Source organism: Alicyclobacillus sendaiensis NBRC 100866 (genome assembly GCF_001552675.1).
Lineage (GTDB): Bacteria > Bacillota > Bacilli > Alicyclobacillales > Alicyclobacillaceae > Alicyclobacillus > Alicyclobacillus sendaiensis.
Window position 1 is genome coordinate 1 of the sequence record NZ_BCRQ01000049.1, and the last position, 22,293, is coordinate 22,293.

Genomic DNA, 22,293 nt, shown 5'->3' on the forward strand with positions numbered 1-22,293 from the left:
CGCATGATGCCAATGGGCGTAGACCACGGAATCGCCATACCTTATGCAGGAGAGCCGGGATGGGTGCCCAGGTGCGCCGGGGCGGCGGGCGCTCGCTTCTGGTATACTGGGGCCAGAAAGGCGTCTGCGGGGAGGCGATGCGGGATGGCTGTCGTCAATATGACCGAGGTGCTGGCGAGGCAGATCTTGAAGGATCCGGAGCTTCTGAAGCTCCTGCCGTGCCACTGCGACCGATGCCTCGATGACGTCCTGGCGATAGCGCTGAACCATCTGCCTCCGCGCTACGCCGCGACGGATACGGGACAGCTCTACGTTCAGGTGGAGTATCTGCGGCCGCAACTTCGCTCCGACATTCTCCGCGAGTTGGCCCAGGCGGCGCTTTGGGTGTCGAGCCATCCCCATCACCAGAGCGTTGAGGGCGCGGGCGGGGATGCGCCCTCGGCGAAGGGCGAGGGCGGATCGGGCGCGTGATGGATCACCAAGCGGACGAACGGTTCATGCGCCGAGCGCTGGAACTGGCGGAGGAGGCGGCTCGCTGGGGCGAAGTGCCCGTCGGCGCGGTGGTGGTGGAGGACGGCCGCATCGTGGGCGAGGGGTTCAACCGCAGGGAGACGTGGCGGGCCGGGACGGCGCACGCGGAGATGTTGGCCATTGAGGAGGCGAGCCGTCGGCTGGGCGGCTGGCGCTTGACAAATTGCGTCTTGTATGTCACACTTGAGCCTTGTCCGATGTGTGCCGGAGCCATCGTCCTGTCGAGACTGCGGCGCCTCGTGTACGGCGCGGCGGACGCGAAGGGCGGGGCCGTGATGTCCAAGGTCAGGCTGTTGGAGGCGGGGCTTTGGAATCACGCGCCCGAAATTACCTCTGGCATTCTGGCGGACGATTGTGCTAAACTATTAACGGACTTCTTCCGGAAGCGTCGCGCGGAGCGGCGCGAGGGGGAAGCGAGATAGGACCATCGCGGAGAGATGTCTGAGTGGTCGAAAGAGCCCGCCTCGAAAGCGGGTAGGTCCGCAAGGGCCTCGTGGGTTCGAATCCCACTCTCTCCGCCACAGAAGATCGGTGTCCGGCGCCCGGACACCGATTCTGCCAAGAGGGGCGCAACAACGCGGCTTTGGACCAAATCCTGATTGGGTCCCGCGCGGCGAAAACTCCCGAACCGTGTCAGGTCCTGACGGAAGCAGCACTAAGGGAGACCTTTCGGGCGACGCGGGGGCGCCTGATCGGGGTTTGGTTCAAGGCCGCGTTTCGCTGTGTAGCCGTCTGTTGTGCCGGGGTCTTGGCTTGCGAGCTGCCGCGCGGAGCGTGTCGAACGTCGTCGGATCCAGGGATCTTTCGTCGACGGAGCAGGATTTGCTCTTGAAGCTACGAATACACCCTAGACAACGACTGCGACGTAGAGTGGGTGATGATTGTGCGCGGCGCACGCAAGTCGAGCGCGGTTGGTGAATCACACTCCGGGCAAGTGAACCTCATCCACGCGGGCGTGGTCTTTCTGTCCAAAGACCTGCGCCTTCGCCTGGAGAATCGGCTGGCCAAGGATCTGTTCGGTTGGGCGGATGAACGACGCATCGCGTCTCTCGACGAGGTTTTGCCGATAGATTCAGAGGAATACCAATTGCTATGCCGCATCGTGGCCGAGGACTGTGAATACCGGGACGCAGTCGTCAAGTGGGAGGCGGGCGGCACCGTGCGCCACGTCCTCATGGACTCGTTTGTCGCGCGTCACGCGGAGACGGACGAAGCGGGCGTGTACGTCGTGCTCAGGGACATGGGGAACTTCGCGCTGCTCAACCAGCATACGGAGAGGATTGAGCGCATCGCCACCATCGGGCGTCTGGCGGCCGGTGTGGCGCACGAGGTTCGCAATCCGTTGACGACCATCAAGGGATTCCTCCAGTTGCTTGAGCAGCGCCTCGAGCGCGTGAACATGCACGACGAGCTGACGTACATTCGCGTGATGATGCAGGAAATTGAGCGGGTGAACGCGCTCGTGACGGAGCTTCTTCTGCTGTCGAAGCCGCAGGAAATGACGTGGACCACGGTGTCGGTATCGGAGGTCCTCGGCCATCTGCGCCCGTGGCTGGACGCGGAGGCCGAGCAGCGGGGCGTCGAGGCCGTGTACGAGGTTCCGGCGAATCTCGAACTCCAAGCGGACCCCGGCATGATGGAACAGCTGTTCGCCCATCTCGCCAGAAACGCCATCGAGGCCATGGACAAAGGCGGCCGGCTCACCATCCGCGCTCGCGCGGACGAAGGGCGCGTGGAGATTGAGTTCTCCGATACCGGCCCAGGCATTCCGTACTACCTCTTTGACCGCATCTTCGACGTGTTCTACACCACGAAGGAGAAAGGCACAGGACTTGGTCTCGCCATCTGCCAGCGCATTGTGGCTGATCACGGCGGGTACATTCGCGTGAGTTCGAAAGGCTTTGGCACGACGTTCACGGTGTCGTTGCCGAAGACGAGATCGGCGTCCATCCGCGTGATTCGCCAGCGCCAGTCGTCCTGACGGTTTAGAAGTTGCTCACCGTCCGGCCAAGCGCGATCTCAAGGCACGTGCTAGGCCAACACCTGAACAAGCCGGGTAAAGCCCCCCGAACCACGCGCCGCCGAGCAAAAGCCCAGGCCACGACGGGTGCGGGCGGCGAAGAAGGGCAAGATCGAGGTAGGTGTAGACGCAGGACATCCACAGCGCCTCGAGGACACCCCGCAGGGGCACGTCCAGGGCCATCACGGCGGCAGCTCCAGCGTGCGGCGAGCGGGGCGGCGACGAGTGCGCACTGCAGACGACCCGCGCCACAATCCGAGCGGCATCGCCGTCGGCGGGACCAAGTTGGCGAAGAGAGCCCCCGCCCCCGCGATGGGCGCGGGGAGGACGAGGATCGGCGCCATCCAACCGCCTCCCTACGAGCGTTCTGCGGGTTTGTTCGTTTTCGTCAAGGGAAAAGATTCGATCCCGCTCGGCCCTCTCCTCTCTGAACGCACTGCCGCCGTTTCGGCCGGGCGCTTTGCGCCTGCGTCGCCGTGAAACAGGTCCCCTCCTATGGTAGAGTATCGGTGGAAGGAGGCCGAGCATGGCGTACCAGGCACTCTATCGCGCGTATCGCCCGCAGACGTTCGAAGACTTGGTCGGACAGCCGCACGTGCGCCAGACGCTGACCAACGCGCTCCGAAGCGGGCAACTGGCGCATGCGTACCTGTTTTGCGGGCCGCGCGGTACGGGAAAGACGAGCACGGCGAAGCTGTTGGCCAAGGCGGTTAATTGCCTTCAGCCAAAGCACGGCTTCGAGCCTTGCAACGCCTGCGAGGCCTGCACGAGCATTCAGCGCGGCTCCAATGTGGACGTGCAGGAGATTGACGCTGCGTCCAACCGCGGCGTAGATGAAATTCGGGATCTGCGCGATCACGTCCATTACCTCCCCACGATGGCGAAGAAGAAGGTCTACATCGTGGACGAGGTCCACATGCTCACGCCGGAAGCGTTCAACGCGCTGCTGAAGACGCTGGAGGAACCTCCGCCCCACGTCCTGTTTGTGCTCGCCACCACCGAGCCGCACCGCCTGCCTGCGACCATCATCTCGAGGTGCCAGCGATTCGACTTTCGCCGCATTGCGCCGGAGGCCATCGTGGAGCGCCTGCGCCTCGTGGCGCAGAGCCAGGGAATTGAAGCGGCCGACTCCGCGCTGTGGCGGTTGGCTGAAGCGGCCGACGGGGGGCTGCGCGACGCGCTCGCGCTGTTCGAACAGGCGGCGGCGTTTGGAGACGGACGGATCGACGACGCGACGGTGGCCGACGTGGTGGGCAGCGTCGACATCGGCTCGCTCGTGGCGCTCGTGCGCGATCTCGCCGAGCGCTCGTTTCTCTCGGCCATGGAGAGGCTCGGGCGCTGGTACGCCTCCGGCAAGGACGCGAGCCGCATCGTGCACGACTTGTTGCAAGTGGTGCGCGATTTGTTTATCGTCAAGCTGTCGCAAAGCCCGGACGCGCTCGCCGGAAAGCCTGTGGATCCGTATCTGCCGGTGGCGTCTCGCGACGACGTCACGGCGGAGTGGTTGCTTGCCGCCATGCGCAGGCTGGGCGAGTTGTACACGCAGCTGCGATACGTGGAAGAACCTCGGCTGGCGCTTGAAGCCGTGCTGATGAGCCTCGCGGCCGAGAGGCGGTCCCGAGAGGCAGAAGGAGATTCTTCGGCCTCCATCCAGCCTGCGCGCACGGCTGCCGCCGCCAGACGGCGCGCCCCCTCAAGCGAGCAGCCGGCTCAAGCCGCCGCTGACCCGCTGGCTCAGGCGTCGGGCCCGGTGTCTGCGGCGCCCGAGGTCGCAAAGCGCGCTCGGGAGGCGCGAGAGGCGGCACGCCCCGCGTCTTCCCGCGCGGCCGCGCATCGCAAGCGCGAGACGCTCGCGCGGTTGTATCGCGATCGCGACGAGGCCCTCGAGGCGCGGCTGCAGGGGACGTGGCCGGACGTGCTCGCGTCTGTGAAGGCGAAGCGCGTGCAGACGCACGCTTGGCTGTTGCACGGAGAGGTGGCGCTCGTCACGCCGCACGCCGTCGTGCTTTCGTTCAAGAGCCGCATTCACCGCGAGGCCGTCATGAAACCGGCGGACCGCGCGGCCATCGAAGCTGCGCTCGCGGAGGCGCTCGGACAACCTGTGCAACTCTTCGCCATTCTGCAGGCCGACTGGGAGGAGTTTGCGGCCTCGGTGGCTCCGGCCATCGCTGAGGAAGCCGGATCGCAGGAGGCAAGCGACGCGGCGCCGGCGGATGTGGATGTGGTCCAGTTGGCCATCGACCTGTTTGGAGCGGACAAAGTGACCGTGGAAGACGAGGGAGACGACGGATGAAAAACATGAACCAGTTGATGCGCCAGGCGAAAAAGATGCAGGAAGAGATTCTGAAGGCCCAGGCGTCGCTCGCGGAGCAAGAGGTCGAGGGCACGGCGGGCGGCGGCGCCGTCAAGGTGCGCATGAACGGGCATAAGGACGTGGTGGCGGTCGAGATCGACAAGAGCGTCGTGTCGCCGGACGACGTGGAGATGCTTCAGGACCTCATCCTGGTGGCCATCCAGGACGCGGCTCAGAAGGCAAACGATCTCGCCGAACAAGTCATGGGCAAGTACACGCGCGGGCTGAATCTGCCGGGGATGTTCTGACGATGTACGGGTATCCGGAGCCGGTCGCGCGGGCCATTGAGCATTTCATGAAGCTTCCCGGCGTGGGGCCCAAGACGGCTGCGCGCTTGGCCTTTCACGTTCTGGAAATGAGTGAGGCAGACGTCAAAGCGTTCGCCAAGGCGCTGATCGATCTGAAAACCGGGCTCACCGAATGCGCCGTCTGTTGCAACATCACGGAGGCGTCGCCGTGCGCGATCTGCCGCGACCCGCGCCGCGACCGGCGCATCATTTGCGTCGTGCAGGAGCCGCGGGACGTGATCGCCATGGAGCGCACGCGCGAGTACCACGGCTTGTACCACGTGCTGCACGGCGCCATCTCGCCCATGGAGGGCGTGGGCCCGCAGGACATTCGAATTCGGGAACTTGTGACCCGCGTGGGCGAGAACGAGATTGACGAAGTCATCCTTGCCACCAATCCGAACGTCGAGGGCGAGGCGACGGCGATGTACATCTCGCGCCTGCTGAAGCCCTTTCAGATCAAGCTGACGCGCATCGCGCACGGCCTGCCCGTGGGCGGCGATCTCGAATACGCGGACGAGGTCACGCTCGCCAAGGCCCTCGAAGGCAGGCGGGCGCTGTAGCGCGGCGTGTGATCGACACCACCCACCAGTCATATTCCGCCTCCCTTGCGCCTATGATGTATTAACTTGGACAAGGGAGGGACCGGAGCGTGACGCCATCGGACCCCAAGTCGTCCCCACGAGCCTCTGCCGTGCACACGGTTCTGCCGTGGGCGCGAAGGCCATCCGGCGCTTCCATGCCGCCGGAGACCGAGCGCCGCACGCACCCCGAGCCGCATGCGTTCGATAAGCCGGATCCCATGGATCGGCAGCGGTTTCTCCGTGAGATCCTCAAGAGCTGGCGCGAGCTCGAGATCGCCAGGCGACAGTTCGAAAGCGTCTCGGATCCGTTGCTCATCGATCACGTCGTGTTTCGCATGAGCGCGGCGGAGCGCCAGCTCAATTATCTCTTTCGCCTCGCGCGCGAGTACGGGATCTCCTTCGATGGCCCTGAGTTCGACTGGACCTCCGACGAATGGCGCGTCCAGTGACGCGAGGGAGGGTCGTCCATGCACGTGTCATCGGTATGGCTGTGGTGCGGCGCCGTGGTGCTCGGCGCCCTTGTGGTGAGTCAATTCTTCCAAAAGCCGAGTCGGGCCCTTTTGTGGATGATTCGGAGCATTGTACTCGGCTGCCTGCTCATGGTGGCCGCGGACGCCGTCGGCAACTATCTCGGCTTCCACCTGCCGCTCAATCCCATCACGGTTCTCGCGGCTGGCTTTTTAGGGCTGCCTGGAGTCGCCGCGCTCCTCGTGCTTCATTTATGGGTACTTGCGTAGCCGCTCTGTGCCGGGGCGCCGGGGCGGCTTGCGCAATCTCCGCGCCATCTTACCGAGATACTTGCCCACGCCCGGCACGCTGCGAAACTCTTCCTCCGTCATCACGCCGGATCGCGCCACGAGCAGCAGGTAGACCATCGCGCCCACGCCACCTGCCACCACCAGCTCAATGACAGCCGCCAACCGCCCCTCCACGCCGTGCCCCGCGTAGAGCAACCGCCCGAGTCCGTAGTCCGCGCCAAACATCACGATGGCGGCGACCAGGGCCGATCGGAAGAAGGGCCGCATCAGCCGGCGCAGAGAGAAGCGCACCTGACCGTACTTGCGGACGGCCGCCACGTTGAGGAGCGACGAGACGATATACCCGAATGTCGTGGCGAGGGCGGCGCCCAGCGCGCTGTGCAGGCTCAAAATCAGCACAAAATTGAGGACCGTCTTGATGCCAAGGCCGAGGAACATGTTCCTCACAGGGCGGTACATCTTGCCGAGGCCCTGGAGCACGTACGTGGAGATGAGCTCCATGCTGGCGAAGATGCTCATGAACGAAACCGTCGAGATGATGTTCGATCCGGCCGTGGTCCCGAACAGGGCCAGGTTGATGGGGCGGCTCAGGACGAAGAGCGCGGCCGACGTCGGAAAGCTCATGAGGAACATCGTCCGCAGGGTGAACGTGATGTTCATCTGCAGATCCGCCTGGCTCTGCTTCGCCTTGGCCGCCGACACGCTGGGCAGGACCGATACACCAATGGCGTACGCGAACGACATGGGCAACATGACCAGGTACATCGCCTGGCGCGTCAGGATGCCGTAGTTGGCGACCGCTTGGGCGTAACTCTCGCCGCTCGCCTGGAGCAGATTGGTCACCGTCCACGAATCGACCAGGTTGGCGATGGGCACGACCAAGCCGCCCAGGCTGACCGGAAGCGCAATGCGATACACCATGCGCAGGATGTGTCTGCTGCGGAAGGGGCTTTCGTCGTAACCCAGCGGGCGCTCGCGCCTGCGAATCGGGATGGCAAAAGCCACGAGCAGAATGAGACCTGCAAGACCTCCGACAAACCCACCGAACGTGGCCGCAGCCGCGCCATACACCGCCCGGTCCCGGTGCCACACGTCCACGACGAGATAAGCGCCGGCCACCATCGCGATGACGCGGAACAACTGTTCGAACGTCTGCGAGTATGCGGGACCTTCGAGGCGCTGAAACCCCTGGAGATACCCGCGCAGCCCGCTCATCGCCGGGATGACGAGCAGCATGAGCGACACCGCGCGCAGACTCGGCACGTTCTGCTCCACGGACGCTGCGCTGTCCTTGAGCGACACCATATGCGCAAAGAGCGGCGCCCCGAACCACATGATGGCGAAGGCGCACACGCTGAAGATCATGAGGGAGCGCATCGTCACGCGGTAAATGTGTTCCACCACGGCGCGTTCACCACGCGCTCTGCGCTCGGCGATGAGCTTTCCCATGGCAAGCGGGAAACCCGCGGTTGCAAGTTGCTGAAGAATATTGTAAACGGCGTAGGCGTTTCCGTAGATGCCGTTGCCGGTCGGTCCGATGATGGCGGTCACCGGAATGACCCAGACGAGCCCCAACACCTTCGCCAAAGCCACGCAGATCACATACAGAGAGGTTCCGCGCGCCAGCTTGGCCGTACCCGATCCGGGTGAATTCACCTCTCCACCCCCCATTTCGAAGAGATTATAGCACGGAGGCTTGCTCCAAGCCCGAATTCGTACCGCGCTCGGAACCGCACGCGACGCGTGGACATACGGTGGGAGTGAGCCAACCGGACCCCTCAGGGCTTGGCGTATGCAAACCGGGATTTCGTGCAACAATGGACATATGCCGGGAGACAAAACGGCCTCTCTGAGAAGGTGATGGTGCGATGCGAGAGATGGCGGAACTCGAAGAACTGTGGAGTGCGGCCTCTCCCTCGAACGGCTGCATCATCTGCGGCCGCGTTGGGCAAGACGGCATGCGAGTGTTTGGACAGCTGATTTGCCACGCGTGCGAGCGCGAGATTGTCCAGACCGACGTGGAGGACGAGGCCTATCGCCGCTATGTGGAGCAGATGAAGCTGATTTGGCTATCGGTGTTGTCACTGTGAACGCGAGTTTTCGCCTTCCGTGGAGTCGCGGGCGCATCGCAGCTGCGGTGCGCCTTTCGCGTCCTTGATAGCAAGGAGCCGAATGAGGATGCCGGGCCTTCCCGGTCCCTCGGCGAGCCATGGTACAATGAGAACATCTTTCGGAGGCGCGAAAAGGAGCGGTGAAACGGCTTGAACAAGGTCATCTGGCCGCTTTTCGGCGTGTTGTACACCATCGCGAGCGCGCTGGCGCTTGGTTGGCTCGTCCGGCATGAGGTGCGCAGGAGGGCTGACGGGTTTCGCCGGGGCGGAGGTTCTGGCGAGTGACGCGGGGCATGGAACCAGGCGCTGCCGAGACACCCATCCTGGACCGCCTGATGCACCATGCGAGGCGCGAGCGCGCGTCCTTTCACGTCCCCGGGCATCACGGGAGGTATCTCCCTCAGCCTCTCTCGGCGTGGCTGGGACAAGCCATCAAGCTCGACCTCACCGAGCTCCCGGGACTCGACAACTTCCACGCCGCGAGCGACTGCATCGCGGCATCTGAGGAACTCTGCGCGCGCCACTACGGCGCATATCGAACCTACTACTCCGTGAACGGCGCCACGGCGTGCGTCATGGCCGCGCTCAAGGCCGCCTGCTCAGCGCCCGGATGCCGCGTGCTCATCCTGGGCCCGTGCCACTTGAGCGTGTGGCGGGGGCTCGTGTACGCTGACGCGTCGCCCGTCTTTGTGCCGACTCGCTGGAACGCGGCGCGGCAGGCATTCGATCCGCCCTCGCCCGCGCTGCTCGAGCAGTCGCTTCGCCAGTGGGGCGATGTCCGAGTCGTGTTTGTGACCAGCCCTACCTACCCCGGCTTGGTGGCCGACGTGGCGGGCCTCGCAGACGTGGCCCACCGCCACGGCGCCCTTCTTGTGGTGGACGAGGCGCACGGGGCGCATTTCGGGCTCGATCCGCGCCTGCCGCTTCACAGCGTGGCGCAGGGCGCGGACGTCGTCGTCCAAAGCCCGCACAAGACGCTGCCGTGCCTGACCCAAGCGGCGTGGGTCCACGTGTCGCGCCCAGATCTGGCGGGGGCCCTGCACGAGGCGCTCCTGTTTCTCCACACCACTAGCCCATCGTATCTGCTCCTCGCGGCGCTCGACGCCGCGCAGGCTTTTTTGCGATCCGGCCGAGACCTCGTCCGCCGCACGCTCGATGACTTGGCGGCATATCGCGCCTTCGAAGCCCATACGGATCCGATGCGGCTCTGGGTTCCGACGGGATCGAAGGCGCGAAGCGGTCACTTGGCCAAACGGCTCGAAGATGAGGGTCTGTTTCTCGAGTACTGGGACGCCTCAGGCGCCCTCGCGCTCTTCGGTTTCGGCCAGACAGCGCGGGACTTCTCCAGGTTTTTCTCGGTGTACGAGGCCTGGCGCGCCGAAGCGGGCGAGATGGACGCCGCGCGCCCGTGGGAGGGCGCCCTGTTGTACGAGACCCCTGCTCAACCGGCCCTACGGCCGCGGGATACCCAGCGCTTGCCGGGCAGGCGCGTTCCTCTGCGCGAGGCCGCGGGATGTGTGGCTCGGCAACCCCTTGCGCCCTACCCACCGGGGGTGCCCGCCGTGTGGCCTGGCCAGGTCGTGTCGGAATGGCAGGCCGAGGTGCTGGCGCGGCTGTGGCAGGACGGCCACGACGTCGTGGGCGTGGGTGCTGACGGAACGATTGAGGTGTGCGATGCGTAAAGGGCTCTTCATCACCTTTGAAGGCATTGATGGCGCGGGCAAGACGACCCAACTCCTTCGGCTCGCCGCCTGGCTCGAGGCCCAGGGGTTTCCTGTGGTGGTGACTCGGGAGCCGGGCGGAACGCGCATCGGCGACGCTGTCCGAGCCATTCTGCTCGATCCGCGCCACGAGGAGATGTCGCCGCGGACGGAAGCGCTCCTGTACGCCGCTTCGCGGGCGCAGCACGTGGAGGAACTCATCAGGCCCGCCCTGGAGCGCGGCGAGATCGTCCTGTGCGACCGGTTCGTGGACGCGTCCATCGCTTACCAGGGCGCGGGGCTCGGCCTCGGGGAGGCCTGGGTCGAGGCGCTGAACGAGTACGCCCTCGGCGGCCTGCGCCCAGATTTGACGCTCTGGTTCGATCTCGACTGGCCCAGCGCGCAATCGCGCCTTCGGGCCCGTGCGGGCGGGCGCGATCTCGACCGCATCGAACGGCGGGACGAAGCGTTTTTCGCGCGCGTGGCAGACGCGTTCGAGCGGCTGTGGCGCGCGGCTCCGCAGGTGCGCAAGCGGATCGACGCGGCGAGATCGCCCGAGGACATCGAGCAGGAGATCCGAGCGTTGGTATGGAATCTCATCCAACAACACTTGTAGAGGTGGGTGAGCCCGCGTGAAGCTGGTCATCGCCGTGGTTCAAGATAAAGACAGCAACAAGCTGGCCCAGAATCTCGTCAAGGAAGACATCCGCGCGACGAAGCTCGCGTCCACCGGGGGCTTCTTGCACGCGGGCAACACGACGTTCCTCATCGGCGTGGAGGATCACCTCGTGGACCGCGTGATGCAGATCATTCAGCGGTCCTGCAAGGCGCGCGAGCAGGTGGTGGCCCCGATGTCGCCGATGGGGGCGAGCATGGAGTCGTACATTCCGTATCCGGTCAACGTCCAGGTGGGCGGCGCGACGGTGTTTGTGCTCGACATCGAGCGGTTCGAGCAGTTTTGATCTCGGAAAGGCGGTCGACCCTTTGGGAGTGACAACAGCGAATGGCCGCTTCGAGGGGGCCATGGGGCTGCCAGAGGCCCTCGTGCGGCGGCTTCGTGCGGGCGAGCTCTGGCACGCGGTGCTCTTGGTGGGCGAGCCGAGCCAGGCCGAGCGCGCGGCCAGGTGGCTCGCCCAAGCGCTGCTGTGCGAAGCCCCGCGGTCGGATGCGCCGTGCGGGAGCTGCCGGAGTTGCGCGCAGTTTTCGGCCGGATCGCACCCCGATTTTTGGGCGTCGGGAGAGGAAGGGCTGAAGGCGGGGGACGTGGAGGCGCTGCAGGCGTGGCTCGCCACGAAAGGTCACGGGCCGCGCAAGGTGTACGCGCTCCACGGCGCCGACGAGATGACGCCCGTCGCGGCCAACCGATTGCTCAAGACCCTCGAAGAGCCCGCGCCGGGGACGTACGCGATTCTCACCGCCAAAAGCCGTCAGAGCGTGCTCTCCACCCTTCGATCCCGCTCGTTCACCTGCCTCCTGTCCGCCTCGCCTCCTTTTCTGTCGACGGATCCGTCGTCCATTTCGGTCGTGGCGCGCGCCGCAAGCGCGGAAGATCCTTCGTTTGCCGGGTTCATGGAACGGGTGATAGAATGGACGGAGACGTGGCTTCGCGGTGGCGCGACGCCCTGGGAAATGGCCGCGTCTTGGCAGTCGATTGCAAAGGATGTCCCCGCGGAAGGCGGCCTTTTGCTCCTCGCCGAGTGGCTCCGCGAGCTCATGCGGGTTCGCGCGGGCGGCCAGGCGGAGCGCTTTGCAAATTGGCAAGAGGCCGCGAGGCGCATTGCTCCCATTCTCGAGGTGGAGCAGTACGCGGCGTGTGTTCAGGCGGTGATGGAAGCGAGACTGCGCCTTCAGTCGCACGTCGCCCTGCTGCTCAATCTCGAGCAGATGTGCGTCCGTTTGCGGGAGGTTACAACCTCATGGTGACGATAGTCGGCGTGCGCTTCAAACCGGCCGGGAAGATTTATTATTTCGATCCCGGCCATCTTCAGATAGAGAAAGGCGCGGACGTGATTGTCGAGACCACGCGCGGCATTGAGTGCGGGCGCGTGGTGGTAGGGCCGAAACAGGTGGCGGAGGACGACGTCGTCCTGCCCTTGAAAGAGGTCATGCGGATCGCCACGGATGCCGACCGGGCGGTGGTGGAGGAGAATCGCCGGCGCGCCAAGCAGGCGATGGGGGTGTTTCGCGAGAAGGTGGCGAAGCACGGCCTGGAGATGAAGCTGGTGGACGCGGAGTACACGTTCGATCGGAACAAGCTCATCTTCTACTTCACGGCCGATGGGCGCGTGGATTTTCGCGAACTGGTGAAAGATTTGGCCAGCGTGTTCCGCGTGCGCATTGAGCTCCGGCAGATTGGCGTGCGGGACGAGGCGAAGATCCTCGGCGGAATTGGCCCGTGTGGGCGCCTGCTTTGTTGTTCCACTTGGATGGGCGAGTTCGATCCCGTCTCGATCCGGATGGCGAAGGACCAGAGCCTGTCGCTCAATCCGTCCAAAATCTCGGGCCTGTGCGGCCGCCTGATGTGTTGCTTGAAGTTTGAGAACGACGCATACCACGACCAGGACGCGATGGCGTAAAGAGGTTGGTGTCCAGCCATGGACAAACAATCGCTGTTTGTGCAGGTTGCGAATTTGGAAGCGCGCATCGGCGAGCTGTACGAAGAGCTCGGATCGCTCAAACATCAGATTCAGGAGCTCATCGAGGAGAATCAGCGCCTGCGGCGAGAAAACGAACATTACCAGGCGCTGACGATGGGAAAGGGCCTTGCGGAGTCGGGCTCGGCGCAGGAAAACCTGCGCCGCATTTATCGAGAAGGATTCCACATCTGCAACGTGAAATATGGGAGCCTGCGCACAGACGGGGAATGTCTGTTTTGTTTGGCGTTCATCGAACGCGCTTGACAGCAAGGGCCCGTTCGGCGCGCCTCAGGGCGCGATCGAGCGGGCTTTTTCGCACCACGGAGCATGGAGGAGAAAAGGCGTTGGAGGAACAGGTGAAATCGGCGGGCGGATGTCTCTACGTCTGCAGTACGCCCATCGGCAATCTGCGCGACGTCTCGCTGCGGCTCTTGGACGTGCTCCGCGAGGTGGATCTCATCCTGTGCGAAGACACGCGGCAGACGCGCAAGCTTCTGGCGCGGTACGAGATTCCGAGCGGCGAGCGCCTCGTGAGTTTTCACGAACACAACGAGGCGGCGCGGGTCGAGTGGCTCGTCGGGCAACTGCGCGAAGGAAGGCGGGTGGCGCTCGTCACGGACGCCGGCACACCCATCATCTCGGATCCGGGCGATGCGGCGGTCGCCGCCGCCCTGGAGGCGGGCGTGCCCATCGTGCCGGTGCCTGGCCCGAGCGCGTTGTTGGCTGCACTTGTCGCGAGCGGGCTGCCCGCCACGCCGTTTGTGTATCTCGGTTTTCCGCCGCGATCGCGCTCGGACTTCGCGCGCTTTCTGGCGCCGTATCGCCACCTCCCGGCCACCCTCGTGATGTACGAGGCGCCGCACCGCGTGGCGAACCTGCTGCACTGGCTCGCCGAGGAGCTCGGGGATCGAAAGGCGGTCCTCGCGAAGGAGATCACGAAGTTGCACGAGGCGTTCTGGCGCGGGACGCTCGCGGAGCTCGAGCGCCGGTTGGCGGAGGAGGGGGCGCGCGGCGAGTACGTCGTCGTGATCGACAACCGCGGGGCACAGGCGGAGGGCGATGCGCACGAGCGCGAGGAGGCGCGCTTTGCGGAAGCGGTGCGCGAGGTAGAGCGGCTGATGGAGGAGGGGCTCTCGCATAAGGAGGCCGTCAAGCAGGCGAGCGACGCGCACGGCGTCAAGCGGCGGGAGCTGTACAACCGCACGCTCCGCGGGTGAGCCTCGAACAGTGAGTGAGCGTCGAAAGAAACGAAACAAGCCGCAGCGCGAAGGAGTCCCTCTGCCGCTGCGGCCTCACCTTGTCGACGATTTACGCGTGCTGCATCTCGGCGATGCAGGACGGGCAGATGTTCTTGCCCTTGAAGTGGATAATCTCGTCCGCCTGACCGCAGAAGATGCAAGCTGGCTCATACTTCTTGAGAATGATGCGATCTCCATCGACGTAGATCTCGAGCGCATCCTTCTCGCCGATGCCAAGCGTGCGGCGCAACTCGATGGGAATCACGACCCTGCCGAGTTCGTCCACCTTGCGGACAATACCTGTAGACTTCACTGTACCATCCCCGTTTCTTTAAAATTTTTCTGTATGTCTCATAGAAATATCCGCACGGCCAACCAGCGAGACAGCCTGCGTCAAACGCGCCTCTTCGTCGCTATCACGCCATGCAAATACTTCTATACTCTTACTATAATGGATGTGCGGAGTTTTGCAAGACCTTACAGTTCTGATCCTGGCTGTTCCACGAGTCCGATTGCTAAAAATCCGCGAGATGATGCGGTTTTTGGCGAACAAAAAATTTTTTTGTGCGCGCTGTTCCATATTTGCGTTTTGCGGGGCCATCGCGTAAGATCAGACATCATGTTCGTTCCGTGACAAGTCCATCGGGCGCAGTGAAGGAAGGGTACCCAGGGACGCGGTTTGCAGCGAGCCGGGAGGGTGGGAGCCGGCAACAGAGCGCCTGGGGAGTATGATTCTGGAGCGCCGCTCGTCGAGCCGCGGAGTTATCCGGTGAGGCGAGCGCGGGAGTTCCCGTTATCGAACAGGCTGGGCCACGTCGAGCTCGGCCGCAACGAGGCGCGCGCTTGCGCGCGAAGTTGGGTGGTACCACGAGCAATCCTCGTCCCAATGGGGGACGGGGTTTTTTTATGAACCGCGCGGGGCAACACCGCCCGCGCGTGCCAACACGCGAGGGAAAGGCGGGATGTGTGTGAAACCTACCTTCTACGTCACGACGCCCATCTACTATCCGAACGACAAACTCCACATTGGCCACGCGTACACCACGGTGGCCGCCGACGCCATCGCGCGCTACAAGCGGCTTCGGGGATACGACGTGTTCTTCCTCACCGGCACCGACGAGCACGGCTTGAAGATCCAGCAGCGCGCAGAGCAGGCGGGGCTCGCGCCGAAGGCGTTTTTGGATCCCATCATCGCGTGGATTCAGGATCTGTGGAAGAAGCTCGACATCTCGTACGACGATTTCATCCGCACCACCGAGCCGCGCCACGAGCACGTGGTCGAGCAGATCTTCGAGCGCCTGCTCCAACAGGGGGACATCTACCTCTCCGAGTACCAGGGCTGGTACTGCACGCCCTGCGAGTCGTACTGGGCCGAGCGGGAGCTCGTGGACGGCAAGTGTCCCCAGTGCGGGCGCGAGGTGCAGTTCGTCCGGGAAGAGTCGTATTTCTTCCGCATGAGCAAATACGTGGATCGCCTGCTGCAGTACTACGAGGAGAACCCGGGTTTCATCGAGCCGGTCTCGCGCAAGACGGAGATGATCAAGAACTTCATCGAGCCAGGGCTCCAGGATCTCTGCGTCTCCCGCACCTCCTTCGATTGGGGCGTTCACGTGCCGTCGAATCCCAAGCACGTGGTGTACGTGTGGCTCGACGCGCTCGTCAACTACATCTCGGCCATCGGTTACCTCTCGGACGATCCGGCCGAGCGCGCCAAGTTCGAGCGCTACTGGCCTGCGGACGTGCACGTCGTCGGCAAGGACATCGTCCGGTTCCACGCGGTCTACTGGCCCATCATCCTGATGGCGCTCGGCCTGCCCTTGCCGAAGAAGGTGTTTGGCCACGGATTTTTCCTCGTCAAGGGCGGCAAAATGTCGAAGTCGAAGGGCAACGTCATCGATCCGCTCACCCTCGTGGATCGCTACGGCCGCGACGCATTCCGTTACTTCTTGTTGCGCGAGATCCCGTTCGGGCAGGACGGGACGTTCACGCCCGAGGGCATGGTGGAGCGGCTGAATTACGATCTCGCCAACGACTTCGGCAACCTCGTCCACCGCACCGCCGCCATGCTCAACCGGTTTAACGGCGGCGTGGTGCCCGCGCCGGGATCGCTCGCGGACGTGGATGGCGCCTTGCGCGATCTCGCGGCGGAGGTCAAGGCGAAGGTCGAGGAGAACATGGACCAGCTCCAGTTCTCCGTGGCGCTCGCGGAGCTCTGGAATCTCGTGCGCGCGGCCAACAAGTACATCGACGACTGCCAGCCGTGGAAGCTGAACAAGGACGGCGACCGGGAGCGGCTTTCGACGGTGTTGTACCATATGGTCGAGGCCATTCGCGTGTCCGCCATCCTCGTGCAACCGTTCATGACGGACGCGCCGAAGGCCATCCGCGAGCAGTTTGGGTGGTCCGACGAGGCGTTCGCGTGGGACAGCGCGGAAATGGGACGCGGGCCGAGCGGCCAGCAGGTGGCCGAGCGCGAGCCCTTGTTCCCGAGACTCGATGTGGAAAAGGAGATTGAGATCTTGGCTGAAATGACAGGTTCCGCAGAAGCGGCGAACGCGCCGGAGACAAGCGCCGAGCCAAAGGCCGTGGTGCACAAGGACGAGATCGGCATCGACGTGTTCGACAAGGTGGAGCTGCGCGTCGGGCAGGTGCTCGCGTGCGAAAAGCACCCGAACGCGGACAAGCTGCTCGTGCTCCAGGTCGATCTCGGCGCGGAGCGACGTCAGATTGTGTCCGGCATTGCGAAGTACTATCAGCCCGAGGAGCTCGTGGGCAAAAAGGTGGTCGTCGTGGCCAACCTGAAGCCCGTGAAGCTGCGCGGCCAGGAGTCGATGGGCATGATTCTCTGCGCGTCGGAGGGCGATGCGCTCTCCATCGTCACCGTGCCTGACAGCATGCCGAACGGAGCGATTGTGAAGTGAGGCTGTTTGACACGCACTGCCACCTGATGGACGCGCGCTTCGCGGACGATCTCGACGAGGTGCTCGCCCGCGCCCGCGAGGCGGGCGTCGAGCGCATCGTGGTGCCGGCGGTGGATCTCGCCACTTCGCGTGAGGTCATCCGCATCGCGGAGTCCCACGACGGCGTGTACGCCGCCGTCGGCATCCATCCCGAGTCGGCGGGAGACGTGCCGGAAGGTGCGTACGACGAGATCGAGCGCATGGCCGCACATCCCAAGGTGGTGGCCATCGGCGAGATAGGCCTCGATTATTACTGGGACTCGGCGCCGCGCCCGGTGCAGCAGGAAGTGATGGAGAAGCAGATCGAGCTGGCCAAGCGCGTGGGGCTTCCCATTATCGTGCACAACCGCGAGTCGACCGAGGACGTGCTCGCGCTCTTGGCTCGCACGCGCCCGGGAGATGCGGCGGGCGGCGTGATGCACTGCTTCAACGAGCGCGAGGACGTCATGCGCCGGGCCGTGGCGCTCGGCATGTACATCTCCTTCGCCGGCCCCGTCACCTACAAGAAGTCGGACGATCTCCGCGCCGTGGCGGCCGCTGTGCCAGAGGACAGGCTGCTCATCGAGACGGACAGCCCGTATCTGTCGCCGCACCCGTTTCGCGGTAAGCGCAACGAGCCCGCGCGCGTGGCGCTCGTCGCCGAAGCGGTCGCCGAAAACCGCGGCGTGCCGCCTCATGCGTTGGCCGAGATCACGTGGCAAAACGCGTATCGCCTGTTCAGGAAGGTGGAAGCATGACCGGTTCGCGCCCGAAGCTGCGCGAAGTGGTGGTGGTGGAGGGGCTGCACGACAAGCAGCGAGTGGACGAGGCGGTCGACGCCGAGGTGCTCGTCTTGGGCGGCGATCGCGTCAGCCGCCGCACGCTGGACCTGCTGCGGCGCGCCGTCGCGGTGCGGGGCGCCATTGTGCTGACGGACCCGGACGGCGCGGGGGAGCGCATCCGGCGTCGGCTGGACCAGCTTGTGCCTGGCCTTCGGCATGCGTACCTCCGCAAGGGGCGCGCGGTGTCCAGTCGCGGCGTCGGGATCGAGCACGCGAGCGCCGAGGACGTGCGCCGGGCGCTCCTGGCGGCGCAAAGCGGTGAGCCCGCCATAAGCGAGACGGCGCGCGATGAGCCGCCTCCGTTCACCTTGGACGATCTCGCCCGCCATCGGCTCGCCCACCACCCCGACGCGGCCAGGCGGCGCGAGAAGCTCGGCGAGCGGCTCGGCATCGGCTATGGCAACGCGAAGGCGTTTTTGCACAAGCTGAACGCGTACCGCGTCACGCGCGAAGCGTTCGAGGAGGCCGTCAGGAGGTTGGACGGATGACCCCGGTGTCCGCGCGCGAGGTGAAGGCGCTTTTGCGCCGGCATGGCGTGATCGCCAAAAAGGGATATGGGCAGAACTTTCTCGTCGACGGGCGCGTGCTGGAGGTCATCGTTCGCGCGGTGGCGCCGGATGCTCGCACGGTGGTGCTCGAGGTTGGGCCGGGGCTCGGCGCGTTGACGTCGGCGCTCGCCGAGCGGGCGAAGCGCGTGGTGGCGATTGAGAAGGACGCGAGCCTGCGCCCGGTGCTCGACGAGGTGCTTTCGAAGCATGGGAACGTCGAGATCGTGTACGACGATTGTCTGAAGGTGGACCTGCGGGCGCTCATGGCGCCGCGGATGGCGCAAGGAGAACGGCTGGTCTTCGCGGCAAACCTGCCGTACTACGTGACGACGCCCATTCTCTTTCAGGTGCTCGAGTCCGAGCTGCCGGTGTCGCGCGCCGTGGTCATGGTGCAGCGCGAAGTGGCGGATCGGATGGTGGCCGAGCCGGGCGGGAAGGACTACGGCGTCCTGTCGGTGGGGGTGCAGTATCGCGGGCGGGTGCGGCGCGTCGCAAACGTGCCGCCGAGCGCGTTTTTGCCGCAGCCCGGGGTGGAATCGGCCGTGGTCGAGATCGACTGCGAGATGCGCCCTGCGGTGCGCGCGGCGGATGAGGCGGTCTTCTTTCGCGTCGTCCGGGCGGCGTTCGGGACCCGGCGCAAGACGCTGGAGAACGCCTTGGCCGCGGGTCTCGGCGAGCCGAAGGAGGCGGTGCGCCAGAAGGTGATGGCCGCAGGGATAGACCCCGGGACGCGTGCGGAGCGGCTGTCGCTCGCGGATTTCGTGCGGCTCGCGGACGAGTTCGCCAAGTAGGGAAGGGTCGATGCGGCCTGCCGCGGCCGGGGGCTGGAGTCGGCTCGGACGCGGGCTCCCGCGGTGCGCCACCCAGCGCGCGGAGCGCCGGCGGGCAGAGAGCGCGAGGAAAAGGGGGAGCTGAACGATGTCCGTTCAGCTCCGACATGGGGATGGAGCATAGGCCGTGTGTCCCACGGCCGTGGTAGGGGGAAGGCCGCGCTGGGCGTCGCCGGCGCGGCCTGGAGATCATTGCACGACGCCGACCGTCTCCTCGGTGTAGTAATAGATTTCGTCCACAGATTTGCCGCGAGCGCGCTGCAAGACGCCAAGGCGCGTCGCGAACTGCTTCTGCGCGTAGGCCACAAACTCGTCGGGGTTCAGCCCGAAGGGCACATCGGTGATGCCGAGTTCCTCTGCGAGTTTCTGGGCTTCCTCGGTGTCAAGTTCCGCATTCAAATCCTGCACAACGCCGATGGCGTGCGGCAACAGCAGGTTGATCCGCCGGTTGACCACATCCCAGATGTGCTCGTTCTCGCTGATGAGCCGGGACAAGAGGTACGTGCCATAGCCGATGTGGCGCGATTCGTCCCGCTGCAAGAGGCGAATGGCCTGGATGAGCCCGGGCAGCTTGTTTTCCTTCTGCAGCGCCGCGTAAAAAGCGTAGTAGCCCGTTTCGGCGAGCACGCCCTCCACCACCATGTTGTAGGTCACGGACGCTTCCGCCTGCGCCTCCGGGGACGGATCGTGTACAAGGCGTCCCATGGCTTGGGGCAGGTACTCGTAAAAGATCTTGCGGTAGTGGTCCTTGTGGAAGACCGACAAGTCGGACGTTTCTCCTGCCACTTCGTCGAGGAAGCGGCGGAAGACCTCCGTGTGTTTCGCCTCTTCGAAGAGGAACGTCGTGAGGTACATCTCCTCCTCCAAGCGCCCTTCCCGCGCCACGGCCATGATGAGCGGGAGAAGGTCGAGTGTAACCGCTTCCTCACCGGCCACAAAGAGCGAGCACAGGCGCAGGATGACGCGGCGCTCCGCTTCGTTCATGCCCTGCCAATCCTCGCGATCCTTCGAAAAATCGATGTCCCGGGGATCCCAGGTCCCGAGCTTTTTCGCCTTGTGATATAGCCGCATCGGCAAGATGCTATGGTTCAAGCGCTTTTCACTGGTTGTCTGAAAGACGCGCGGCGTTTCCGTGAGTGCCATGGGTGTCGCCTCCAGTGCTCAAATTCTACGTCTCACCTTACTGGTGGCGCAGTCGGCTCGCCATCCCCCAGCTTCCGGGGAATCTCGCCTCCTATCCCCTGAACATCGGGGTCATGGGAGCACCGACGCGCACAGGTCCAGAACCGATGGATCCGACACCAGGCGGAGGTGGTTGTAGCCCGGCAGATCGGCGAGATGCTGCCCCTCGCGGCACATGGCGAGATCGGCCGGTACCAAACCGTCCGACGCTCGCCGGAGGATGGCGTGGTACACCGTCCCGATGAACAGCTCTCCTCCGACGCCCCAGCTCACGCCGCGCTGAATGGCGCGCACGGTGTACAGGGGGATGTGCGCCGGCCACGGGTGTTGTTCGACGAGTGCCCGGACGCGCCGCGGCGTCAGGCTGCCGAACGCTCGCCCCGCACCGACCAGGTAACCAAACCACAGAAAATCCCGCGCCATGGGCGCGCCTTGATGCGGCGTCCCCAGGGTCACGGCCGCGGCGACGTCGTCCGGGTGACGGTTGACGTAGCGCCGCAGCACAAGTCCCCCCATGCTGTGGGCGATCACGTCGAAAGGCTTCGTGAGCCCGCGCAGTTCTTCGAGCAGCCCGAGCTTGGTCTCCAGGTATGCGCACTGGCGCTCGACCGTGTCGCATCCGGCGCCCCGATGCACATCCCCTGCGAAGTGCACTCGCCCTTCGGGATAGTCCGCGCTCCAGAGGCGTTCGCTCTCGTTGAGGTGGACCACGTAGACGCGCTGAGATCCCCATATCGAAACGGCGCGCCGCAAAAAATCGTCCTTCCATCGGTGAGCGTTGCGCAGGCCGTGGATGAGCACAAGCGGGTGCGCCTTGGCCGTCTTTGTCTTGACAGATTCAGAAGATTGGAGCGATAGTGTCACTGTGAATCCCTCCTCTCTACACCATTGTCAGGATGTGTCGAACCGGGGCAACCCCTCGTTTTTCGGAGTCAATTACCCACGCCGGTGGGATAGGGCAAAACGCGGTGACGGCTTACGATAAGCTTAAACCCGGCGACTCGCACACGGCGAAGCGACGTCGAACGAGGGGCCCCCGGTTTTCGGGATGAAATCCATCGGGGGGTTGATCACAGTGACGACCGCGAACACGCAGGAAGGTGCGCGTGATCCGCAGCCCGACTCCGAGGCGAGAGCAGCGAATGGACGGCCGCACGTCTTCCAGTACGCCATCACGCCGACCCGTTGGCCGACGCCGGATCCGACCATTCTCTCCGAGTGGCGTGAAAACGTCTTCCTGCAACTCGGCGCGAAGAAGGCTGCGGAAGGCGCGGAGGGCGCGGAGGGCGCGCGAGGGGAGAATGACACGCCGCGCGCCGCAACCACCGACCCGGCGAGCGAGGTATCGCGAGAGGCGGGGCGCGAGGAGGCTGAAGCAAACGCGTCGGCCCCGGAACCGCGGCCGCACGTGGCGGAACCCGCGGAGCAAGATGGTCCGCATCCGGAGGTGGCCGCAGGGGATCGCAGAGCGCGCCGCCGCCGGCACGAGGCCGTGGACCTCGCGCTGTTGGTGCCGGCCGAATCGGCCGCGGTGGAATCGGAGGGCGAAGGCGGCGATACTGCCGAGGGGGCAGGGGAGACGCTTTCATCGCCTTCGACTTCAGAAAGCGCTTCCGAAGACGGGGTGCCTCCGGGCGCACTGACGCCGAGCCAAATCGTACGGGGAGATCCGCTTCGCTTGCCGGACGAAGGCGCAGAGCGGCGGAGGGCGATAGTTCGCGCGCAAGACCGGGG

At 64.8% G+C, this 22,293-nt stretch carries 25 protein-coding genes, 1 tRNA gene, 1 other RNA gene and 2 pseudogenes; 24 read left to right on the forward strand and 5 right to left on the reverse strand.

Annotation, left to right across the window (positions count from 1 at the left end; all coding sequences use genetic code 11):
- Positions 1-144 precede the first annotated feature (144 nt).
- From AS26_RS10080 to AS26_RS10100, 5 genes are all read left to right on the forward strand, one after another.
- Positions 145-471, forward strand: a complete 327-nt coding sequence (locus AS26_RS10080; RefSeq protein WP_062309113.1) for a late competence development ComFB family protein — start codon at positions 145-147, stop codon at positions 469-471.
- The gene (tadA, locus tag AS26_RS10085) at positions 468-953 is read left to right on the forward strand and encodes a tRNA adenosine(34) deaminase TadA (RefSeq protein WP_174519937.1); all 486 of its coding nucleotides are present in this window, start codon (positions 468-470) and stop codon (positions 951-953) included. Before AS26_RS10080 ends, tadA begins: the two co-directional genes overlap by 4 nt.
- 9 nt (positions 954-962) lie before the next feature.
- Positions 963-1,052, forward strand: a tRNA-Ser gene (locus AS26_RS10090).
- An RNA gene (gene ffs, locus AS26_RS10095) (signal recognition particle sRNA large type) lies at positions 1,052-1,267 on the forward strand. The genes AS26_RS10090 and ffs overlap by 1 nt, the downstream gene beginning before the upstream one ends.
- A 141-nt stretch (positions 1,268-1,408) precedes the next feature.
- Positions 1,409-2,512 (forward strand): two-component system sensor histidine kinase NtrB, encoded by a 1,104-nt coding sequence (locus AS26_RS10100; RefSeq protein WP_062309115.1) that lies wholly within the window; start codon positions 1,409-1,411, stop codon positions 2,510-2,512.
- Between the two features lie 15 nt (positions 2,513-2,527).
- Here the strand turns inward: AS26_RS10100 and AS26_RS14525 are convergent, their stop codons facing one another.
- Entirely contained in the window at positions 2,528-2,737 is a 210-nt protein-coding gene (locus AS26_RS14525) for a hypothetical protein (protein WP_174519938.1), read from the reverse strand.
- A 340-nt stretch (positions 2,738-3,077) separates the two neighbouring features.
- On the opposite strand from AS26_RS14525, the gene dnaX reads away from it, so the two are divergent.
- The 5 genes from dnaX (at position 3,078) to AS26_RS10125 (ending at position 6,512) form a co-directional block, all read left to right on the forward strand.
- Entirely contained in the window at positions 3,078-4,844 is a 1,767-nt protein-coding gene (dnaX, locus tag AS26_RS10105; protein WP_062309117.1) for a DNA polymerase III subunit gamma/tau, read from the forward strand.
- Entirely contained in the window at positions 4,841-5,152 is a 312-nt protein-coding gene (locus AS26_RS10110) for a YbaB/EbfC family nucleoid-associated protein (protein WP_062309120.1), read from the forward strand. The genes dnaX and AS26_RS10110 overlap by 4 nt, the downstream gene beginning before the upstream one ends.
- A gap of 2 nt (positions 5,153-5,154) precedes the next feature.
- A complete protein-coding gene (gene recR, locus AS26_RS10115) occupies positions 5,155-5,754 on the forward strand; it encodes a recombination mediator RecR (protein WP_062309123.1) in 600 nt (199 codons plus the stop codon).
- Between the two features lie 89 nt (positions 5,755-5,843).
- Positions 5,844-6,224: a YaaL family protein gene (locus AS26_RS10120; RefSeq protein WP_062309125.1), complete on the forward strand. Its 381-nt coding sequence runs from the start codon at positions 5,844-5,846 to the stop codon at positions 6,222-6,224.
- Positions 6,225-6,242: 18 nt separating this feature from the next.
- Positions 6,243-6,512 (forward strand): pro-sigmaK processing inhibitor BofA family protein, encoded by a 270-nt coding sequence (locus AS26_RS10125; protein WP_062309127.1) that lies wholly within the window; start codon positions 6,243-6,245, stop codon positions 6,510-6,512.
- Here the strand turns inward: AS26_RS10125 and AS26_RS10130 are convergent.
- Positions 6,495-8,189 carry a putative polysaccharide biosynthesis protein gene (locus tag AS26_RS10130; protein WP_062309129.1) on the reverse strand — a complete coding sequence of 565 codons (1,695 nt, stop codon included), beginning with the start codon at positions 8,187-8,189 and terminating at the stop codon, positions 6,495-6,497. The genes AS26_RS10125 and AS26_RS10130 overlap by 18 nt on opposite strands.
- A gap of 212 nt (positions 8,190-8,401) precedes the next feature.
- Between AS26_RS10130 and AS26_RS10135 the strand changes: the two genes are divergently transcribed.
- The 9 genes and pseudogenes from AS26_RS10135 to rsmI all read left to right on the forward strand — a co-directional run bounded on the left by AS26_RS10135 (position 8,402) and on the right by rsmI (position 14,197).
- Positions 8,402-8,623, forward strand: a complete 222-nt coding sequence (locus tag AS26_RS10135; RefSeq protein WP_062309131.1) for a sigma factor G inhibitor Gin — start codon at positions 8,402-8,404, stop codon at positions 8,621-8,623.
- 171 nt (positions 8,624-8,794) lie between these two features.
- Positions 8,795-8,929, forward strand: a complete 135-nt coding sequence (locus tag AS26_RS14865) for a hypothetical protein (protein WP_281176958.1) — start codon at positions 8,795-8,797, stop codon at positions 8,927-8,929.
- Entirely contained in the window at positions 8,926-10,326 is a 1,401-nt protein-coding gene (locus tag AS26_RS10140) for an aminotransferase class I/II-fold pyridoxal phosphate-dependent enzyme (protein WP_062309134.1), read from the forward strand. Before AS26_RS14865 ends, AS26_RS10140 begins: the two co-directional genes overlap by 4 nt.
- Positions 10,319-10,960 carry a dTMP kinase gene (gene tmk / locus AS26_RS10145; protein ID WP_062309136.1) on the forward strand — a complete coding sequence of 214 codons (642 nt, stop codon included), beginning with the start codon at positions 10,319-10,321 and terminating at the stop codon, positions 10,958-10,960. Before AS26_RS10140 ends, tmk begins: the two co-directional genes overlap by 8 nt.
- A 16-nt stretch (positions 10,961-10,976) precedes the next feature.
- Positions 10,977-11,306 carry a cyclic di-AMP receptor DarA gene (gene darA, locus AS26_RS10150; protein ID WP_008337998.1) on the forward strand — a complete coding sequence of 110 codons (330 nt, stop codon included), beginning with the start codon at positions 10,977-10,979 and terminating at the stop codon, positions 11,304-11,306.
- A gap of 28 nt (positions 11,307-11,334) precedes the next feature.
- Positions 11,335-12,267, forward strand: coding sequence for a DNA polymerase III subunit (locus AS26_RS10155; RefSeq protein WP_245629719.1), 933 nt, complete (start codon positions 11,335-11,337; stop codon positions 12,265-12,267).
- A pseudogene (locus AS26_RS10160) lies at positions 12,261-12,896 on the forward strand (PSP1 domain-containing protein); the annotation flags it as partial. The gene AS26_RS10155 and the pseudogene AS26_RS10160, both read left to right, overlap by 7 nt.
- A 42-nt stretch (positions 12,897-12,938) precedes the next feature.
- Entirely contained in the window at positions 12,939-13,244 is a 306-nt protein-coding gene (locus tag AS26_RS10165) for an initiation-control protein YabA (RefSeq protein ID WP_008338013.1), read from the forward strand.
- Between the two features lie 80 nt (positions 13,245-13,324).
- On the forward strand, positions 13,325-14,197 hold the full coding sequence (gene rsmI, locus AS26_RS10170; RefSeq protein ID WP_062309142.1) for a 16S rRNA (cytidine(1402)-2'-O)-methyltransferase: 873 nt from the start codon (positions 13,325-13,327) through the stop codon (positions 14,195-14,197).
- A gap of 91 nt (positions 14,198-14,288) precedes the next feature.
- Here rsmI and AS26_RS10175 read toward each other — a convergent pair whose 3' ends face one another.
- A complete protein-coding gene (locus AS26_RS10175) occupies positions 14,289-14,531 on the reverse strand; it encodes an AbrB/MazE/SpoVT family DNA-binding domain-containing protein (protein ID WP_012809578.1) in 243 nt (80 codons plus the stop codon).
- 655 nt (positions 14,532-15,186) lie between these two features.
- Between AS26_RS10175 and metG the strand changes: the two genes are divergently transcribed.
- The 4 genes from metG to rsmA are packed head-to-tail and all read left to right on the forward strand — an operon-like array spanning position 15,187 to position 19,338.
- On the forward strand, positions 15,187-17,139 hold the full coding sequence (gene metG, locus AS26_RS10180) for a methionine--tRNA ligase (RefSeq protein ID WP_083516062.1): 1,953 nt from the start codon (positions 15,187-15,189) through the stop codon (positions 17,137-17,139).
- Complete coding sequence (locus AS26_RS10185) at positions 17,136-17,915, forward strand: TatD family hydrolase (protein ID WP_062309147.1); 780 nt, start codon at positions 17,136-17,138, stop codon at positions 17,913-17,915. Before metG ends, AS26_RS10185 begins: the two co-directional genes overlap by 4 nt.
- Entirely contained in the window at positions 17,912-18,487 is a 576-nt protein-coding gene (gene rnmV, locus AS26_RS10190; protein ID WP_062309149.1) for a ribonuclease M5, read from the forward strand. Before AS26_RS10185 ends, rnmV begins: the two co-directional genes overlap by 4 nt.
- Positions 18,484-19,338 (forward strand): 16S rRNA (adenine(1518)-N(6)/adenine(1519)-N(6))-dimethyltransferase RsmA, encoded by an 855-nt coding sequence (rsmA, locus tag AS26_RS10195; protein ID WP_062309152.1) that lies wholly within the window; start codon positions 18,484-18,486, stop codon positions 19,336-19,338. Before rnmV ends, rsmA begins: the two co-directional genes overlap by 4 nt.
- A gap of 228 nt (positions 19,339-19,566) precedes the next feature.
- On the opposite strand, the gene AS26_RS10200 is transcribed toward rsmA, so the two are convergent.
- Together AS26_RS10200 and AS26_RS10205 are read right to left on the reverse strand one after the other, a co-directional pair.
- The gene (locus AS26_RS10200; protein WP_062309154.1) at positions 19,567-20,520 is read right to left on the reverse strand and encodes a R2-like ligand-binding oxidase; all 954 of its coding nucleotides are present in this window, start codon (positions 20,518-20,520) and stop codon (positions 19,567-19,569) included.
- Positions 20,521-20,631: 111 nt separating this feature from the next.
- On the reverse strand, positions 20,632-21,423 hold the full coding sequence (locus tag AS26_RS10205; protein ID WP_062309161.1) for a lipase family alpha/beta hydrolase: 792 nt from the start codon (positions 21,421-21,423) through the stop codon (positions 20,632-20,634).
- 211 nt (positions 21,424-21,634) lie between these two features.
- Between AS26_RS10205 and AS26_RS10210 the strand changes: the two are divergent.
- Positions 21,635-22,293: pseudogene (locus AS26_RS10210) on the forward strand (DUF6114 domain-containing protein); the annotation flags it as partial.

Bases quoted from the DNA above. Each gene is read 5' to 3' on its own strand.
- AS26_RS10080 (WP_062309113.1), top strand. From the start codon at position 145: ATGGCTGTCGTCAATATGACCGAGGTGCTGGCGAGGCAGATCTTGAAG.
- AS26_RS10100 (WP_062309115.1), top strand. From the start codon at position 1,409: ATGATTGTGCGCGGCGCACGCAAGTCGAGCGCGGTTGGTGAATCACAC.
- dnaX (WP_062309117.1), top strand. From the start codon at position 3,078: ATGGCGTACCAGGCACTCTATCGCGCGTATCGCCCGCAGACGTTCGAA.
- AS26_RS10110 (WP_062309120.1), top strand. From the start codon at position 4,841: ATGAAAAACATGAACCAGTTGATGCGCCAGGCGAAAAAGATGCAGGAA.
- recR (WP_062309123.1), top strand. From the start codon at position 5,155: ATGTACGGGTATCCGGAGCCGGTCGCGCGGGCCATTGAGCATTTCATG.
- AS26_RS10125 (WP_062309127.1), top strand. From the start codon at position 6,243: ATGCACGTGTCATCGGTATGGCTGTGGTGCGGCGCCGTGGTGCTCGGC.
- AS26_RS10135 (WP_062309131.1), top strand. From the start codon at position 8,402: ATGCGAGAGATGGCGGAACTCGAAGAACTGTGGAGTGCGGCCTCTCCC.
- tmk (WP_062309136.1), top strand. From the start codon at position 10,319: ATGCGTAAAGGGCTCTTCATCACCTTTGAAGGCATTGATGGCGCGGGC.
- AS26_RS10165 (WP_008338013.1), top strand. From the start codon at position 12,939: ATGGACAAACAATCGCTGTTTGTGCAGGTTGCGAATTTGGAAGCGCGC.
- rnmV (WP_062309149.1), top strand. From the start codon at position 17,912: ATGACCGGTTCGCGCCCGAAGCTGCGCGAAGTGGTGGTGGTGGAGGGG.
- rsmA (WP_062309152.1), top strand. From the start codon at position 18,484: ATGACCCCGGTGTCCGCGCGCGAGGTGAAGGCGCTTTTGCGCCGGCAT.
- AS26_RS10200 (WP_062309154.1), bottom strand. From the start codon at position 20,520: ATGGCACTCACGGAAACGCCGCGCGTCTTTCAGACAACCAGTGAAAAG.